The organism is Gordonia sp. ABSL11-1 (genome assembly GCF_030315685.1).
GTDB lineage: Bacteria > Actinomycetota > Actinomycetes > Mycobacteriales > Mycobacteriaceae > Gordonia.
On sequence record NZ_JASXSI010000005.1, the window covers coordinates 77,109 to 92,443 of the forward strand.

Annotated in this window: 13 protein-coding genes and 2 pseudogenes; 9 read left to right on the forward strand and 6 right to left on the reverse strand. The window is 67.8% G+C overall.

Going from position 1 to position 15,335, the window contains the following annotated elements; genetic code table 11:
* Positions 1 to 103: 103 nt before the first annotated feature.
* The 3 genes from QSJ19_RS07460 to purD all read left to right on the forward strand — a co-directional run bounded on the left by QSJ19_RS07460 (position 104) and on the right by purD (position 5,006).
* The gene (locus QSJ19_RS07460) at positions 104 to 1,405 is read left to right on the forward strand and encodes a bifunctional glycosyltransferase family 2/GtrA family protein (RefSeq protein WP_286319430.1); all 1,302 of its coding nucleotides are present in this window, start codon (positions 104 to 106) and stop codon (positions 1,403 to 1,405) included.
* Positions 1,402 to 3,495: a glycosyltransferase family 39 protein gene (locus QSJ19_RS07465; RefSeq protein WP_286319432.1), complete on the forward strand. Its 2,094-nt coding sequence runs from the start codon at positions 1,402 to 1,404 to the stop codon at positions 3,493 to 3,495. The genes QSJ19_RS07460 and QSJ19_RS07465 overlap by 4 nt, the downstream gene beginning before the upstream one ends.
* Positions 3,496 to 3,752: 257 nt before the next feature.
* Entirely contained in the window at positions 3,753 to 5,006 is a 1,254-nt protein-coding gene (gene purD, locus QSJ19_RS07470; protein WP_286319434.1) for a phosphoribosylamine--glycine ligase, read from the forward strand.
* A gap of 24 nt (positions 5,007 to 5,030) precedes the next feature.
* Here the strand turns inward: purD and QSJ19_RS07475 are convergent, their stop codons facing one another.
* On the reverse strand, positions 5,031 to 5,987 hold the full coding sequence (locus tag QSJ19_RS07475) for an alpha/beta hydrolase (RefSeq protein WP_286319436.1): 957 nt from the start codon (positions 5,985 to 5,987) through the stop codon (positions 5,031 to 5,033).
* A 230-nt stretch (positions 5,988 to 6,217) separates the two neighbouring features.
* A complete protein-coding gene (locus QSJ19_RS07480; protein ID WP_286319437.1) occupies positions 6,218 to 6,793 on the reverse strand; it encodes a TetR/AcrR family transcriptional regulator in 576 nt (191 codons plus the stop codon).
* A 90-nt stretch (positions 6,794 to 6,883) separates the two neighbouring features.
* Between QSJ19_RS07480 and QSJ19_RS07485 the strand changes: the two genes are divergently transcribed.
* Positions 6,884 to 7,789 carry an SDR family oxidoreductase gene (locus QSJ19_RS07485; protein WP_286319439.1) on the forward strand — a complete coding sequence of 302 codons (906 nt, stop codon included), beginning with the start codon at positions 6,884 to 6,886 and terminating at the stop codon, positions 7,787 to 7,789.
* 32 nt (positions 7,790 to 7,821) lie between these two features.
* On the opposite strand, the pseudogene QSJ19_RS07490 reads toward QSJ19_RS07485, so the two are convergent.
* From QSJ19_RS07490 to QSJ19_RS07500, 3 genes and pseudogenes are all read right to left on the reverse strand, one after another.
* Positions 7,822 to 8,228 (reverse strand): annotated as a pseudogene (locus QSJ19_RS07490) (DUF302 domain-containing protein).
* Between the two features lie 30 nt (positions 8,229 to 8,258).
* A pseudogene (locus QSJ19_RS07495) lies at positions 8,259 to 8,509 on the reverse strand (metal-sensitive transcriptional regulator).
* A gap of 140 nt (positions 8,510 to 8,649) precedes the next feature.
* Complete coding sequence (locus QSJ19_RS07500; RefSeq protein WP_286319442.1) at positions 8,650 to 9,120, reverse strand: nucleoside deaminase; 471 nt, start codon at positions 9,118 to 9,120, stop codon at positions 8,650 to 8,652.
* A 134-nt stretch (positions 9,121 to 9,254) separates the two neighbouring features.
* On the opposite strand from QSJ19_RS07500, the gene QSJ19_RS07505 reads away from it, so the two are divergent.
* From QSJ19_RS07505 to purB, 3 genes are read left to right on the forward strand one after another with little or no spacing between them, the layout of a single operon-like run.
* Positions 9,255 to 9,848: a TetR/AcrR family transcriptional regulator gene (locus QSJ19_RS07505; RefSeq protein WP_286319443.1), complete on the forward strand. Its 594-nt coding sequence runs from the start codon at positions 9,255 to 9,257 to the stop codon at positions 9,846 to 9,848.
* 34 nt (positions 9,849 to 9,882) lie between these two features.
* Positions 9,883 to 10,311, forward strand: coding sequence for a hypothetical protein (locus QSJ19_RS07510; protein WP_286319444.1), 429 nt, complete (start codon positions 9,883 to 9,885; stop codon positions 10,309 to 10,311).
* Between the two features lie 55 nt (positions 10,312 to 10,366).
* The gene (purB, locus tag QSJ19_RS07515; RefSeq protein ID WP_286319445.1) at positions 10,367 to 11,794 is read left to right on the forward strand and encodes an adenylosuccinate lyase; all 1,428 of its coding nucleotides are present in this window, start codon (positions 10,367 to 10,369) and stop codon (positions 11,792 to 11,794) included.
* Between the two features lie 153 nt (positions 11,795 to 11,947).
* Here the strand turns inward: purB and QSJ19_RS07520 are convergent, their stop codons facing one another.
* Positions 11,948 to 12,238 carry an Rdx family protein gene (locus tag QSJ19_RS07520; protein WP_286319446.1) on the reverse strand — a complete coding sequence of 97 codons (291 nt, stop codon included), beginning with the start codon at positions 12,236 to 12,238 and terminating at the stop codon, positions 11,948 to 11,950.
* Between the two features lie 35 nt (positions 12,239 to 12,273).
* On the opposite strand from QSJ19_RS07520, the gene QSJ19_RS07525 reads away from it, so the two are divergent.
* Together QSJ19_RS07525 and QSJ19_RS07530 are read left to right on the forward strand one after the other, a co-directional pair.
* On the forward strand, positions 12,274 to 13,164 hold the full coding sequence (locus tag QSJ19_RS07525; protein ID WP_286319447.1) for a phosphoribosylaminoimidazolesuccinocarboxamide synthase: 891 nt from the start codon (positions 12,274 to 12,276) through the stop codon (positions 13,162 to 13,164).
* A 3-nt stretch (positions 13,165 to 13,167) separates the two neighbouring features.
* The gene (locus QSJ19_RS07530) at positions 13,168 to 15,324 is read left to right on the forward strand and encodes a S9 family peptidase (protein WP_286319448.1); all 2,157 of its coding nucleotides are present in this window, start codon (positions 13,168 to 13,170) and stop codon (positions 15,322 to 15,324) included.
* Positions 15,325 to 15,335: the final 11 nt, after the last annotated feature.

Consider the following 15,335-nt stretch of genomic DNA (forward strand, 5'->3'; position numbering starts at 1 on the left):
CGGTCCGGTTCTCCACAAGCGGCCGCACAGGCGTCAACCGCTCACAGGAACCTGACAGCGTCGGCGCAGAGTGGGCGAAGTTTGGCGCCCGAAGCTATGTGACATGACAGCAGAAGCCCTCCCGACGACCGGAGAGCGCGCGGTGATCGTTGCAGACAGTTCGACGCATACCCCGGTCCTCGACATCGTCGTTCCCGTCTACAACGAGGCGGCAGACGTCGCCGGTTCCGTCCGCCGCCTCGCCGACCACCTCCGCGCCCACGTCCCGTATCCGGCCCGCATCACCGTCGCCGACAACGCCAGCACCGACTCCACGCTGGCCATCGCCGCCGAACTCGCCGGAGAACTCGACGGCGTGAGGGTCGTGCATCTCGACAAGAAGGGCCGCGGCCGCGCACTCAACGCGGTGTGGCGCGCCAGCGACGCCCAGATCGTCGCCTACTGCGACGTCGACCTCTCCACCGACCTCAACGCACTCATGCCGCTGATCGCCCCGCTGATCTCCGGACACTCCGACATCGCGATCGGCACCCGGCTGTCCCGGTCGTCGAGGGTCGTCCGGGGGCCGAAGCGGGAGTTCATCTCACGCTCCTACAACCTGATCCTCCGGACGACGATGCGCGCCAAGTTCTCCGACGCCCAGTGCGGGTTCAAGGCCATGCGCACCGACATCGCGCGCCAGGTGCTGCCCTACGTCGAGGACACCGGCTGGTTCTTCGACACCGAACTGCTCGTCCTCGCCGAACGCATCGGGCTGCGCATCGCCGAGGTGCCGGTCGACTGGGTCGACGACCCCGACAGCACCGTCGACATCGTCTCGACCGCCGTCGCGGATCTGAAGGGGTGCGCCCGTGTAGGCTACGCGCTCACCACCGGACGGCTGCCGATCGCCGAACTCCGCTCCACCATCGGCCGCGACCGCGCACCCGGACCACAGATCGACGGGGTGCCGTTCGGGCTGGTCGGTCAGCTCGCCCGGTTCTGCGTGATCGGCGTGGCGTCGACCATCGCCTACGCTGTCCTCTACCTGCTGCTCCACTCGTTCCTCGGTGCGCAGGTCTCCAACTTCGTCGCGCTCGCTGTGACCGCCGTGCTCAACACCGCCGCCAACCGTCGGTTCAGCTTCGGCATCTCCGGCCGCGAAGGAGCCGTCCGACACCAACTGTTCGGGCTGGGCGTGTTCGTGTTCGGCTGGCTCGTCACATCCGGATCTCTGGTCGCGCTGCACGCCTTCGCGCCGGAGGCGACCAAACACGTCGAACTCCTGGTCCTGGTGATCGCGAACCTGGTCGCCACCCTCACCCGATTCGTCGGTCTACGGTGGGTCTTCCGTGGCCACCTCGCCGGCGCGACCGCAACCGTACCGAAGCCCGGCGCCGGGCTCGCCGAAGGAACCGCCGAATGAGCACCGTTCTCGACCGTCCCGCATCCACCCCCGTTCCGCCCGAGGCCTCCGCCTCCGGGCGGAACGCCCATGTGTGGCAACATGTCTCGCTGGCGCTGCTGATCATCGGCACCGGCGTCGTCAACCTGGTCAACCTGTCGGCGAACGGCTGGGCCAACTCGTTCTACACCGCCGCGATCCAGGCCGGATCGCAGTCGTGGAAGGCGTGGTTCTTCGGCTCCTCCGACATGGCCAACTCCATCACCGTCGACAAACCGCCTGCCGCCCTCTGGATTCCGGGCCTGTCAGTCCGGATCTTCGGTCTGAACCCGTGGTCGGTACTGGTGCCGCAGGCGCTCATGGGGGTCGCCTCGGTCGCCGTGCTCTACCTCATCAGCAAGAAGTACTTCGGTCACTGGGCGGGCATCCTCGCCGGCACCGTGCTCGCGCTCACCCCGGTCGCCGCCATGATGTTCCGGTTCGACAACCCGGAGGCCCTCCTCATCCTGCTGATGATCGCGGCGGTGTGGGCGACGCTGAAGGCCGTCGAGGACGGACGTCTCCGGTGGATGATCCTCGCCGGCGTGTTCGTCGGCTTCGGCTTCCTCACCAAACAACTCCAGGTGATGCTGATCGTGCCGCCACTGGCGATCACCTACCTCGCCTTCGGACAACGCACGTGGCTCACGCGTCTGGGCCACCTCGTCGCGGCGCTCGGCGCGCTGATCGTCAGCGCCGGATGGTGGATTCTCGCGGTCGAGTTGTGGCCCGCGTCGTCGCGGCCGTGGATCGGCGGTTCTCAGAACAACTCGATCCTCGAACTCACGCTGGGCTACAACGGTTTCGGACGCCTCAACGGGAACGAGACGGGCAGCGTGACGCCGGGAGGTCCCGGAGGCGGTCCGGCCGGCGCGATGGGCGGCGGTCCCGGCGGCACGGGTGGACCCGGCGGTGGCCGCGGTGGCGGTATGTGGGGAGACACCGGAATCCTGCGCATGTTCGAGCCGGCGCAGGGCGGCCAGATCGCTTGGCTCATCCCCACCGCGCTGGTGGTCGGGATCGCGGCGCTCGTGCTGATCGGACGGTCATCCCGCACCGACCTGCGCCGTGCCTACCTGGCGGTCTGGGGACTGTGGCTCGTGGTGACCATGGCCGTGTTCAGCTTCATGGCAGGGATCTTCCACAGCTACTACACGGCAGCCTTGGCGCCGGCCGTGGCCGCCGTCGCCGCCGGCGGTGCTGCGGTGTGCTGGAGATCGCGCGACCGACTGTGGGTGCGGATCGTGCTCGCGGCCGGTGTCTGGATCGCCGCCGTCTGGGGCTTCGCACTACTCGGCCGGTCGCCCGACTTCGTGCCGTGGCTGCGGTGGCTGGTCCTCGTCGTCGGCGTTCTCGGCGGACTCGTCATGCTCGTCGCGCATCGTCCGTACCTCTCGGCACTGGCGCTCGTCACCGCAGTCACTGCCGCGCTCGCCGGTCCCGCCGCGTACACGATCGATACCGTCTCGACCGCCAAGCAGGGCTCGATCATCAGTGCGGGTCCGCGCGTCGAGGGCGAGTTCGGACCCGGTGGCGGACCCGGCGGGGACGGCAGATTCGGCGGCATGCGCGGAGGGATGCGAGGCGGACCAGGCGCCGGCGGTATGGGAATGCCTGGTGGCGCCGGGATGCCCGGCGGCATCGGACTGTCGGGCGGCGGCGGTCAGTTGGGCGGCGTCGAGGGCGGCCCCGGAGGTGCCGGGGGACTGCTCATGGGCTCGCGGCCGAGTGCCGAACTCGTCGCCATGCTCCGGTCCGACGCCGACCAGTACACGTGGGTCGCGGCCGCCGTCGGCTCCAACGAGGCCTCGGGCTACCAGATCGAATCGGGTCATTCGGTGATGCCGATCGGCGGTTTCAACGGCACCGATCCGTCGCCGACGCTGCAGCAGTTCCAGAAGCTGGTGTCGCAGAAGAAGGTTCACTACTTCCTGGGAGGCGGACGCGGATTCGGGTCGTCGGACACGACACGTCCGTCGGCACAGATCGCCCAGTGGGTGCAGGACAACTTCACCGCGACCACGGTCGGCGGCACCACGGTGTACGACCTGACGGCGCCGACGAGCAGCTGACCCGGTCCGCGAATCCACTCGGGGCCAAGCGCCCAGGAAAGTCCACCCCGGAAATCCGGCCCGGCACAGCGCCCCGGTGATCCGCCCGACCGAGCGCAGCCGTCGACACCATGACGATGGCAGCTCTGCAAGGGGCGGATTCCCGGGCACTTTTCCGGGACGGCCCGCGACGCCTGCCCCCGCGGCTGCCCCGCGACCCCAACCCCGCCCGACGGGGCGGGCATCGCTGCGCCGATCGGCCCACTAGAGTCGTCACCGTGCGCGTACTCGTGATCGGCTCGGGCGGCCGCGAACATGCCCTGCTCCTCGGACTGTCTGCGGATCCCTCGGTCACCGGGTTGCATGTCGCCCCCGGCAACGCCGGGACGTCGTCGATCGCGACCAACCACCCGATCGATGTCGCCTCGGCCGAGGCGGTCGTAGCCCTGGCGACGAGCATCGCCGCCGACCTCGTGGTCATCGGTCCGGAGGTGCCGCTGGTGCTGGGCGTCGCCGATGCTCTGCGTGAGGCCGGCTTCGCCACCTTCGGTCCTGGTGCCGCCGCCGCCCAGATCGAGGGGTCGAAGGCGTTCGCCAAAGACGTGATGGCCGCCGCCGGAGTACGTACCGCGCACAGCGAGATCGTCGACAACCCGGGCAAGCTCGACGCCGCGCTCGACCGATTCGGTCCGACGTGGGTGGTCAAGGACGACGGCCTCGCCGCCGGCAAGGGCGTGGTGGTGACCGACGACCGTCTGGCCGCCCGCGATCACGCCGCCGAACTGCTGGAGAACGGGCACCCGGTCCTGCTGGAGAGTTTCCTCGACGGCCCCGAGGTGTCGCTGTTCTCGCTGGTCGACGGCGAGACGGTGGTACCGCTCATCCCGGCACAGGATCACAAGCGCGTGGGTGACAACGACTCCGGACCCAACACGGGCGGAATGGGCGCCTACACTCCGCTGCCGTGGCTGCCCGATGAGGTCACCCGGCAGATCGTCGACGACGTGGTCGAGCCGGTCGCGGCCGAACTCGCCAAGCGGGGCACCCCGTTCTCCGGTCTCCTCTACGCAGGACTAGCCATCGGCAAGGACGGACCCGCCGTCGTCGAATTCAATTGCCGCTTCGGCGATCCGGAGACGCAGGCGGTTCTCGCGCTGCTGACCTCGCCGCTGGGTGCAGCGCTCAACGCCACCGCGACCGGCACACTCGATCAGCTTCCACCTCTGCAGTGGTCCGACGGCGCCGCCGTGACCGTCGTCGTCGCCGCGGAGAACTACCCGGGCAAACCGCGGACCGGAGACGTGATCACCGGCGCCGACGGCGAGGGAGTCCTCCATGCCGGTACCGCCCGCAACGACGACGGTGCCGTCGTGTCCTCCGGCGGTCGGGTGCTCGCCGTCGTCGGGACCGGTGCCGACCTCGCCGAGGCCCGCGCACAGGCGTACGACCGGATCGCCGGGATCAAGCTGCCCGGCTCGCATTTCCGCACCGACATCGGCAAGGCCGCGCTCGACGGTGACATCAACCTCTGACCTCGTCGGGGCCGACGAACCGGCTCAGCGGGCGAGGTTGCGCCCGAGGAACTCGACCTGCTCGGGCAGCACGCTGCGCCAATAGCGGTTGGTGTGCCCACCGGCCGTCGTGCCGAATGCGGCCGGTGGATGCAGGCCCGCCGCCCACTGCCGGGTGTAGGTGAAGAACTGGTCCGACGACCCGATCGAGATGAGCAGCGGGATCTTCGCGAAGGCCTGCTGCTGGCCGAACAATGAATTCGCCTGGTAGTCCTCGTACGAGTCGAATGCGCGGGGCGGGAAGTTGCGCGGGTCGGCCCACATCGCGGGTGAACTGACCGCGATCGCCGAGACCCGCGGCGCGCCGAGTAGCGCCCCCAGGCGCAACGCCCCGTAGCCGCCCATCGACCAGCCGAACAGACCGATCCGCTCAGTCGAGAGATTGAGGTCGGCGTTCGACGCCAGCATCGGCAGGAACTCGTCCAAGATCATCGCGCCACCGTCGGTGCCGTCGGCGCGCGGGTGGTAGTAGTTGCGTGCTGCGTCGGCCGCGGCCAGCGCGAACGGCGCATTGCCCGCGTCGACATAGCGCTGCAGGACGTTCTGCATCTCCAGCTTCGACGAGAAGATCGACTTCTCATTGGTGTTCAGCGCATGCAGGACGACGACGACGGGCAACCGACCCGACACCCCGCTCGGCCGGGCGACCGCCCAGCGGGTCTCGCGACCGGCCATCTTCGCCGAGACGAAACTGCCCGTGACCAGTGGGGGGCCGCCCGCGATCTGCGGCGGGCTCGTCTCCGACGGCAGTTCGTCGTCGGCGGCACGCGTCTCGAGTTTGCGTGGCTCGACCTTCGTCGGCTGGTCGTTCGAGCACGCGGCGAGTGCGCCGATCAGAGTCGCTCCCAGGCCGCCCGCGAGGACCGAACGACGACTGACCCGGCCGAGGCGATCCTCGGTCGGGCCGGTGGGTGTCGTCGGCGAGTCGTGTTCGGCAGTCATCGACTCCACAGATTACTGGTGCGCGCCGACCACATCGACAGACACCGATCCGGCACGCCGCCGGTGTGATGGTGCTCGCAGGCTCGCAGGCTCGCAGGCTCGCGGGCTCGCAGTGCCCGAGACTCGGGATACTCGACATCGGCGTCACCGTTGCCGCACCGACGACTGGATTGTCCGCTCACTGGTGCGGGATCGGTGATTCTGGTGTCATCGACCGCGGGCCGGGCGACTCAGCCCGAACCCGGCGCCGCAACTCCGCGCAGCCGCTCCATCGCGACGCGCAAGAGGGCGGCGAGTGGCTCGGTGTTGCCGGGGCCCACCCAGTTCGCGAACGCGATCTTGAACACCGCGATGCCCATTTCCGCGGTCAAGGACGCCGACGTCTCGTCGAGGCCTTGGGAGACAAACGCTTTCGTCACCGCGTCGGTCAGCGAGACCATCTTGAGCGCCTCGCGCTCCTGGAGATCGGGGTTCGCATCGATGATCGTCTGGCGTAGGCGGGACGACGGCAGTCGGTCGACGAAGAAGGAGCCCACTGCTTCGTCGAGCGCCCTGCCGACGGCGTCGAGGGGGGCCATGCCGGGCGGGCAGGCGGCCAGCTGTTCGACGATCGCGTGTTCGAGGGTGTGTTCACTGTCGAAGAGCACCTCACGTTTGTCCCCGAACTGCCGATAGAACGTGCGTTCGGTGACGCCGGCGCGTTCGGCGATGTCGGCGACGGAGGTGCCCTCGTAGCCGCGCTCGGCGAACAGGCTCATCGCCGCCTCCCTCAGGCGGTCGCGCGATCCGGTCGGCCATCGTCCCATGACGCCCATGATAGGTGATGACAGGTTCTGACATCGGGAGTACAGTCAGTGATGTCAGAAACTGTCATTACTGAATCGAGGATCACTCTCATGCAGATATTCATCACCGGGGCCTCCGGTCATGTCGGCGCGGCGGTCATTCCCGAACTCGTCTCCGCAGGTCACACCGTCGTCGGTCTCGCACGATCGGATGCCGCTGCGGCGGCGGTCGCCGGCCGCGGCGCGGAGGTCCTCCGTGGGGATCTCGATGACCTCGACGTCCTCGCCGACGCATCGCGGCGCGCGGACGGCGTGATCCATCTCGCCTTCAAGCACGACCTGATGGTGACCGGCGATCTCGCCTCGGCCGCAGAGTCCGATCTCGTCGCCGTGAACGCGATGCTCGACGCCATGACCGGGTCCGGCAAGCCGTTCGTCGGGACGTCCGGAACCGCGTTGATCGCGATGATGGGGATCGCCGGACGGCACGGCACGGAGGACGACGCGTTCGAGGAGGGATATCGGATCAGCACCGAGAACGCCATTGTCGCGGCCGCCGACCGGGACATCCGTTCGTCCGTCGTGCGTCTGCCACCGTCGGTGCACAGCGATCTCGACCGTCACGGATTCGTGCCCGGCCTCATCGGCTTCGCCCGGCAGAACGGTTTCGCGGGTTACCTCGGCGACGGCGCGAACCGCTGGCCGGCCGTGCACACCCGCGACGCGGCACGTCTCTACCGGCTCGCCGTCGAGGCGGCTCCGGCGGGAACACGTCTTCACGCAGTCGACGACGACGGTGTCGCATTCCGCGACATCGCCGCCGCCATCGGTCGTGGACTCGGAATCGATACGGCTGCAGTCGAACCCGACGATGCGGCGGAACGATTTGGGTATCTGGCCGCGTTCGCGGGGGTCGACAACCCGACATCGTCGGCGGCCACTCGTGAACTCATGGGCTGGAAACCCGAGGAGGTAGGCCTGATCGAGGACATCGACGCCGGGCACTACTTCCGGTAGTCAGGCGGGGAGGCCGACCGGAATCGCCTCCCTCACGTGTCTCGAGTGGCCAGTGACCGCATGGCGGCCTGCAGTCTGGTGGCCGCGTCTGCAGCGACGTCGCGAAGACCGTGGGCGTCGGTGACTTGCACCATGATGTCCGGGTTCATCGCCTCCACGATCACAGTGTCCGCATGTTCTCTGTCGTCGCGGACGGCGACGTTGCACGGCAGCGACGGCCGATCTGACGGTCGACGCCGAGCGCGCGGTGCGGCAGAGATGGATTGCAGGCGCCCAGGATGAGGTAGTTCTCCATGTCCTCATCGAGTTTCTGCTTGAGCGTGGCCGTCACGTCGATCTCGGTGAGGACGCCGAACCCGTGCTGCGAGAGCGCTTCTCGTGTGCGCAGGACAGCATCGTCGAAGGTGGTGGTCAGGGTTGCGGTGAGGCCGAGTTGCATGGCCGGGACTTTCTGGGTGTGGTGCGACGCTCAGGCGAGCGTCAGGAACAGTTTCTCGAGTTGTGTTCCTCGGTCATCGGTTCGCTGTCGTCGGCGTCCTCGCCGGTCCGGCACTGCCGTAGTCCGGTGGCGACGATCTTGAATCCTGCGCGATCGAGGGCTCGCGACACGGCGGCGAGTTGGGTGACCACGTCTGTGCAGTCGCGTCCTTGCTCGATCATCGAGATGACGCCCGCGAGTTGTCCGTGGGCGCGCCGCAGACGATTGAGCACGATGGTGATCGACTCGTGGTCGCCGACCGTGAGGCACCTGCTTTCCTGGGACTACGCCACCTATACCCTCGGGGGTATTGTCGGGTCCGTGGTGGAGCGCCGGTGGAGAGCCGCTCAGTGCCGGAATGCCGACCTCGCTACCGATCGCCTCAGCCGCGCCAGAAGCCCGCGTGCACCCCGCGGGCTTCTGGGATGTCGTACGGTCCGCGGACGGTCGTCGGATGCGCGCCGCGGGCGAACACCTCCCGGCACGGCAGTGACATCGACGGATTGGCCGGGTCGTCGCCGGTCATCGATGCCAGGTCGACCTCGCTGAGGGCGTAGACCACCGTGGGGATGCCCGCCCAATAGATCGCGCCGGCGCACATCGCGCACGGTTCGGTGCTGGTGTAGAGGGTGAGCGTCCGGCGCGTGCCGGCATCGATGAGACGCCCCGCCTCCCGCACCAGGTTCGTCTCCGCGTGTCCGGTGGGATCGCTGTCCGTGGAGACCGAATTGCGGGCGCTCGCAACGAACTCGCCGCCGGGGGAGACCAGCAGTGCCCCGAACGGATGATCGCCACGGGCACGTGCCTGCGCCGCGAGGTCGATCGCCTGACGCAGAAATGTCTCGTCGTCCATCGCCCGATCCTCCCACCTTCGCGGTGGCCACGCCCGCGGTGCGCCACACGTGCGGCATAGCCGAAATGCCCGACCGCGTCACGGCTTTTGCCAAAGTAATCCCAGGCAGGCAACGCCTTTGGCAGCATGATTCCATGACTTCGGCGGCCACCCCGAAGGGGCTGCGACGTCGGTCCCGACTCATCGAGGCCGCCGGTGCGTTGCTGCTCGAGGGCGGGTTCGACGCGGTGCGTCATCGTGCCGTCGCCGAACGCGCGCAACTGCCCCTGGCGTCGACGACCTACTACTTCGGTTCGCTCGAGGATCTGATGGCCGAGGCCGCCGCCAATGTGTGCCGGCACGACGAGGAGTGCATTGCCGAGCGTCGTGACGCGCTGCCCAAGCGGCGTCGGGGAGGGCAGGCGACCGCCGACGCGCTCGCCGAGGTCTTCATCGGACCCGACACCACGATCCAGACCCTCGCGGCCCGCTACGAGACGATTGCGCTGGCCGCCCGGTACCCTCGACTGCGCGATGTGGTCGTCGACCGCCGTAAGTTGCTCGCGGAGATGCACTCGGATGTACTGCAGAAGTCCTATCGGGTCGCGGACCCGGTTCACGTGGGGCACTTGATCGCGGTGGAGGACGGCGCCGTGGTAGGCGCGCTCGGCATGCGACATGGCAACCCGTATGTGGCGGCACGCGATGCCCTGCACGAGGTCATCGATGTTCTCGCGCCACGCGAATGATCGAGGATCGAATCCTAGAGGGGGAGACGACGACATGAAGCGATCGACAAAGGCCCGGCCGACGGGACGCCGGCGGATCCGGGCGTTGCTCGGTGCCGGTATCGCGACGGCGGCAGCGACCGGTGTCCTCCTGGCACCGGGAACCGCCTCGGCGGCACCGGTCGGAAAGGTGGACGCGGGTGTGCCGTTCTCGTCGGTGGTCTACGGGTCGGGCTGCCTCTACGACCTGACCGTGCCGGTCAACGCCACCGGCAGGGTGACCTTCTGGGAACAGCAACGCGGGCAGGCGCCTCGCTTCCTCGGGGCCGCGGTCGCCGACGGTGCGATCGCGACCATCCGATGGGTGCCGCGCCGGCCCGGCGATCGTCAGCTCTATGCCCAGCAGGGCGGTGTCACCGGCCCGAAGACCCTCTATCGCGTGCACCAGGGCTACGGGTCGGGGTGGGCGTGTTTCGCGCTCTGAACTGAGATCCGCCGTCGGATTCGGGCCCATGGCGTCGCGTGACTAGACTGTGCCCGTGTCGAAGCCCGTCATCGCCAACGTCCTGGCCAGTCGTTATGCCTCCGCCGACCTCGCGGAGATCTGGTCGCCGCGCCACAAGATCGCCCTCGAACGGCAGCTGTGGATCGCGGTCCTCAAGGCGCAGCGCGATTTGGGGATCGACGTGCCCGACGGCGCGATCGCCGATTACGAACGCGTCGTCGACCAGATCGACCTCGCCTCGATCGCCGATCGTGAACGCGTCACCCGCCATGACGTCAAGGCACGTATCGAGGAGTTCAACGCGCTGGCCGGACACGAGCAGATCCACAAGGGGATGACCAGCCGTGACCTGACCGAGAACGTCGAGCAACTGCAGATCTTGCGCTCCCTCGGGTACGTCCACGCCCACGGCGTCGCGGTGCTCGCACGGATCGTCGAACGGGCTGCCCAGTATTCGTCAGTCGTGATGGCAGGCCGCAGCCACAACGTCGCGGCGCAGGCCACGACGCTGGGCAAGCGGTTCGCGAGCGCCGCCGACGAGGTGATGATCGCGCTGACCCGGGTGCGTGAACTGCTCGACCGGTACCCGCTGCGCGGGATCAAGGGACCGATGGGGACCTCGCAGGACATGCTCGACCTGCTCGGCGGTGACGCGGTGAAACTCGCCGACCTCGAGTCGCGCGTCGCCGATCACCTCGGGTTCTCCCGGTCGCTGACCTCGGTCGGCCAGATCTATCCGCGGTCGCTCGATCACGACGTCGTGTCGGCGCTCGTCCAGCTGGCGGCCGGACCGTCGTCGCTGGCCCACACCATCCGGCTGATGGCCGGCCACGAGCTGGTCACCGAGGGATTCCAGCCGGGTCAGGTGGGCAGCTCGGCGATGCCGCACAAGATGAACACGCGCAGTTGTGAACGTGTCAACGGCCTGCAGGTCGTGCTCCGCGGGTACGGATCGATGGCCGCTGAGCTCGCCGGCGCGCAGTGGAACGAGGGCGACGTTTTCTGCTCGGTGGTGCGCCGGGTCGCGCTGCCGGACGCGTTCTTCGCCCTCGACGGACTGATGGAGACGTTCCTGACCGTGCTCGCCGAGTTCGGCGCGTACCCCGCGGTCATCGCGAATGAGCTCGACCGCTATCTCCCGTTCCTCGCGACGACGAAGGTCCTGATGGCATCGGTCCGGGCGGGCGTCGGGCGCGAGGCCGCCCATGAGGCCATCAAGGAGAACGCGGTCGCCGTGGCGCTGGCCATGCGCGAGGAGGGACGGGAACCCGATCTGCTCGACCGTCTCGCCGCGGACGACCGCATCCCGCTCGATCGTGCACAGCTCGAGGAACTGCTCACCGACAAGACCGCGTTCGTCGGTGCCGCCGAGCAACAGGTCGCCGACGTCATCGCCGCGGCGGAGAAGATCATCGCCGACTACCCCGACGCCGCTTCCTACAGTCCGGCGCCGATTCTCTGACCCTTCGAGGCTCGCTCCGCTCGCATATCAGGGACCGCGGACGGAGGCTCGCTCCGCTCGCACCTCAGGGATCGGGGTCAGCATCGATCCCTGAGGAACGGAAGCGATCCGGCTGTCACCTCGATCCCTGAGGAACGGAGCGATAGCGGAGTGTCACGAAGGGTCAACCGCCCGGTCCGCGTGCCCGAGGTTCCAGTCGGGCAGAGCGACGTCACGCACCACACGCTTGAGGGCGACCGCGTCGGGGAACCCGCCGTCGCGCTTGCGTTCCCACACCTGCTCGCCGTCGACATCGATGTGGAAGACCCCGCCGGTGCCGGGCACGAGGGTGACCGAGCCCAGCTCGGTGCCGAATGTGTTGAGCAGCTCGCCCGCCATCCACGATGCCCGGAGCAGCCAGTTGCACTGGGTGCAGTAGGTGATGGTGATCTGCGGACCGGTCATGCGATGCAGGATGTCATACCTCTAAGGTCGAAGCCATGCGTCCGGAACTGAATACGTACACCCACCTGGCTTCGGGAAAGGTCCGGGAGATCTACGAGATCGACCCGGAGACCCTGCTGCTGGTGGCCTCGGACCGGATCTCGGCTTATGACCACGTCCTCAGTCCCGCGATCCCCGACAAAGGGCGCATCCTGACCGCGATGAGCTTCTTCTGGTTCGACGTGCTCGGCGTGCCGAATCACCTCGCCGGCGGACCCACGGATGCGCGGATCCCGGCCGAGGTCGTCGGCCGGTCCATGGTCGTCCGAAAGCTCCCGATGGTGCAGGTCGAGTGCGTGGCGCGGGGCTACCTCACCGGGTCGGGGCTGCTCGACTATCGCGCCACAGGGGCGGTGTGCGGGGTCGAGTTGCCGGCTGGGCTCGACGAGGCGAGCCGACTGCCCGAGCCCATCTTCACCCCCGCCACGAAGGCGGCGCAGGGCGACCATGACGAGAACATCAGCTTCTCCAGGGTCGTCGAGCAGGAGGGCGCCGACCGTGCCGACCAGTTGCGCACCGCCACCCTCGACATCTACGGACGGGGCGCAGCGCTTGCCGCCGATCGTGGAATCATCCTCGCCGACACCAAGTTCGAATTCGGCATCGGCAACGACGGCGAACTCGTCCTCGCCGACGAGGTCCTCACGCCGGACTCGTCGCGGTACTGGGAGGCGGCGTCCTACCGGGCCGGCGAGGTGCAGCCGAGCTTCGACAAGCAGATCGTCCGGAACTGGCTCACGGGAGACGATTCCGGATGGGACAGGGTGGCCGATCAGCCACCGCCCGAGCTGCCCGAGCCGGTGGTGTCCCGCACCCGCGCCCGATACATCGAGGCCTACGAATGGATTTCGCAGAAGTCCTTCGCAGACTGGCCGAACCACGAGTAGGAGATGGTTGTGAGTTCCGACGTCACCGCGCCGGTGGCCAAGAAGGTCCCCAGCGACCGGACGCATCACGGCGATACGTTCGTCGACCAGTACGAATGGTTGCGCGACAAGGACGATCCCGAGGTCATCGCCTATCTGGAGGCGCAGAACGAGTTCACCGAGAATCACACCGGGCAACTCGACGGGCTGCGTAAGGAGATCTTCGGCGAGATCAAGAGCCGCACGCAGGAAACCGACATGTCGGTGCCCAGCCGTCGCGGCCGGTACTGGTACTACGGCCGCACCGAAGCCGGGAAGCAGTACGGCATCCGCTGCCGCTGCCCGATCGCCGGCGACGACGACTGGACCCCACCGGTCCTCGACGCCGGCGCGGCTCTGCCCGGCGAGGAGATCCTGCTCGACGCCAACGTCGAGGCCGAGGGACACGACTTCTTCAGCCTCGGGGCGTTGACCGTCAGCGACGACGGCGACTGGCTCGCCTACAGCACCGATGTCGTCGGCGACGAACGATACACGTTGCGGTTCAAAAACCTTCGGACGGGCAAACTCCTCGACGACGAGATCCGGGACACCGCGGGCGGTGCGGTCTGGTCGGCCGACGCGCGGCACGTCTTCTATCAGACCGTCGACGACGCGTGGCGGCCGGACACGGTGTGGCGCCACGACATCGGTGCCGGTGCCGACGACGTCTCCGTCTTCCACGAGCCCGACGAGAAATACTGGGTGGGCATGGGTTCCACCCGCAGCGACAAGTATCTGATGATCGGTGTCGGCTCCAAGATCACCTCCGAGGTGTACGTCCTGCCCGCCGACGACCCGACCGGTGAGTTCCGCAGTGTCGCACCGCGAGTGGAAGGTGTGGAGTACAACGTCGAGCACGCGGTCATCGGCGGTGACGACTATTTCGTCATCGTGCACAACGACATCCGGGACGGTGCGAAGGCCGAGAACTTCGCCATCGACATCGCGCCGGTCACCGATCCGAGCAACCGCACTGAGTTCCTCGCCCACGATCCGGACCGCCGCATCGAGGATCTCGACGCCTTCGAGGACTACCTCGTGCTGTCCTACCGGCGGTCCGCGCTGCCGAAGATCGCGATCGCCGATCTCCGACGGATCGACGGGATTCCGACTGCAGCAGATTTCGGTGAGGTCGACTTCGATCAGGAGCTCTTCTCGGTCGGTCTGGGCGGCAACCCCGAATGGTCGACGCCGCGACTGCGTCTGGGCTACACGAGCTTCGTCGAGCCGACCGAGGTCCTCGATCTCGATGTCGCGACCGGCGAGCGGACGCTGCTGAAACGTCAGCCGGTGCTCGGTGGATATGACCCCGCCGACTATGTGCAGTCGCGCGAATGGGCCACGGCCGCAGACGGAACCGAGATCCCGCTGTCGATCGTCCGGCGCAAGGGGGTCGATGCGAACCGGCCTGCTCCGCTGTTGCTCTACGGCTACGGCTCGTACGAGATGAGCATCGATCCGTCGTTCTCGGTGTCGCGTCTGTCCATGCTGGACCGCGGCGTGGTGTTCGTGCTCGCCCATATCCGCGGCGGCGGAGAGATGGGCCGGTACTGGTACGACAACGGCAAGACCCTCACCAAGAAGAACACCTTCACCGACTTCGTAGACTCCGCACGGTATCTCGTCGACACCGGGTGGACCACTCCGAACCAGATGGTCGCCGAGGGCGGCTCGGCCGGCGGTCTGCTGATGGGCGCGGTGGCCAATCTGGCGCCGGAACTCTTCAACGGCATCCTGGCCTCGGTCCCGTTCGTGGACGCGCTGACGTCGATCCTCGATCCGTCGTTGCCGCTCACGGTCATCGAGTGGGATGAGTGGGGAGACCCGCTGCACGATCCCGACGTCTACGCCTACATGCGGTCGTACTCGCCGTACGAGAACGTCGACGCGAAGCCGTATCCGCCGATCCTGGCGCTCACCTCTCTGAACGACACCCGTGTGCTGTTCACCGAGGCGGCCAAATGGGTGGCGAGTCTGCAGGACAAGACCACCTCGGACAACGCGGTCCTGCTCAAGACGGAGATGTCGGCGGGCCACGGCGGCGTCAGCGGCCGCTACAAGCAGTGGGAAGAAGTCGCCTTCGAGCTGGCGTGGATTCTGCAGCAGACGGGTGCCTACGAGCCGCCGTCGGGCGACTGATCTGCGCGTCA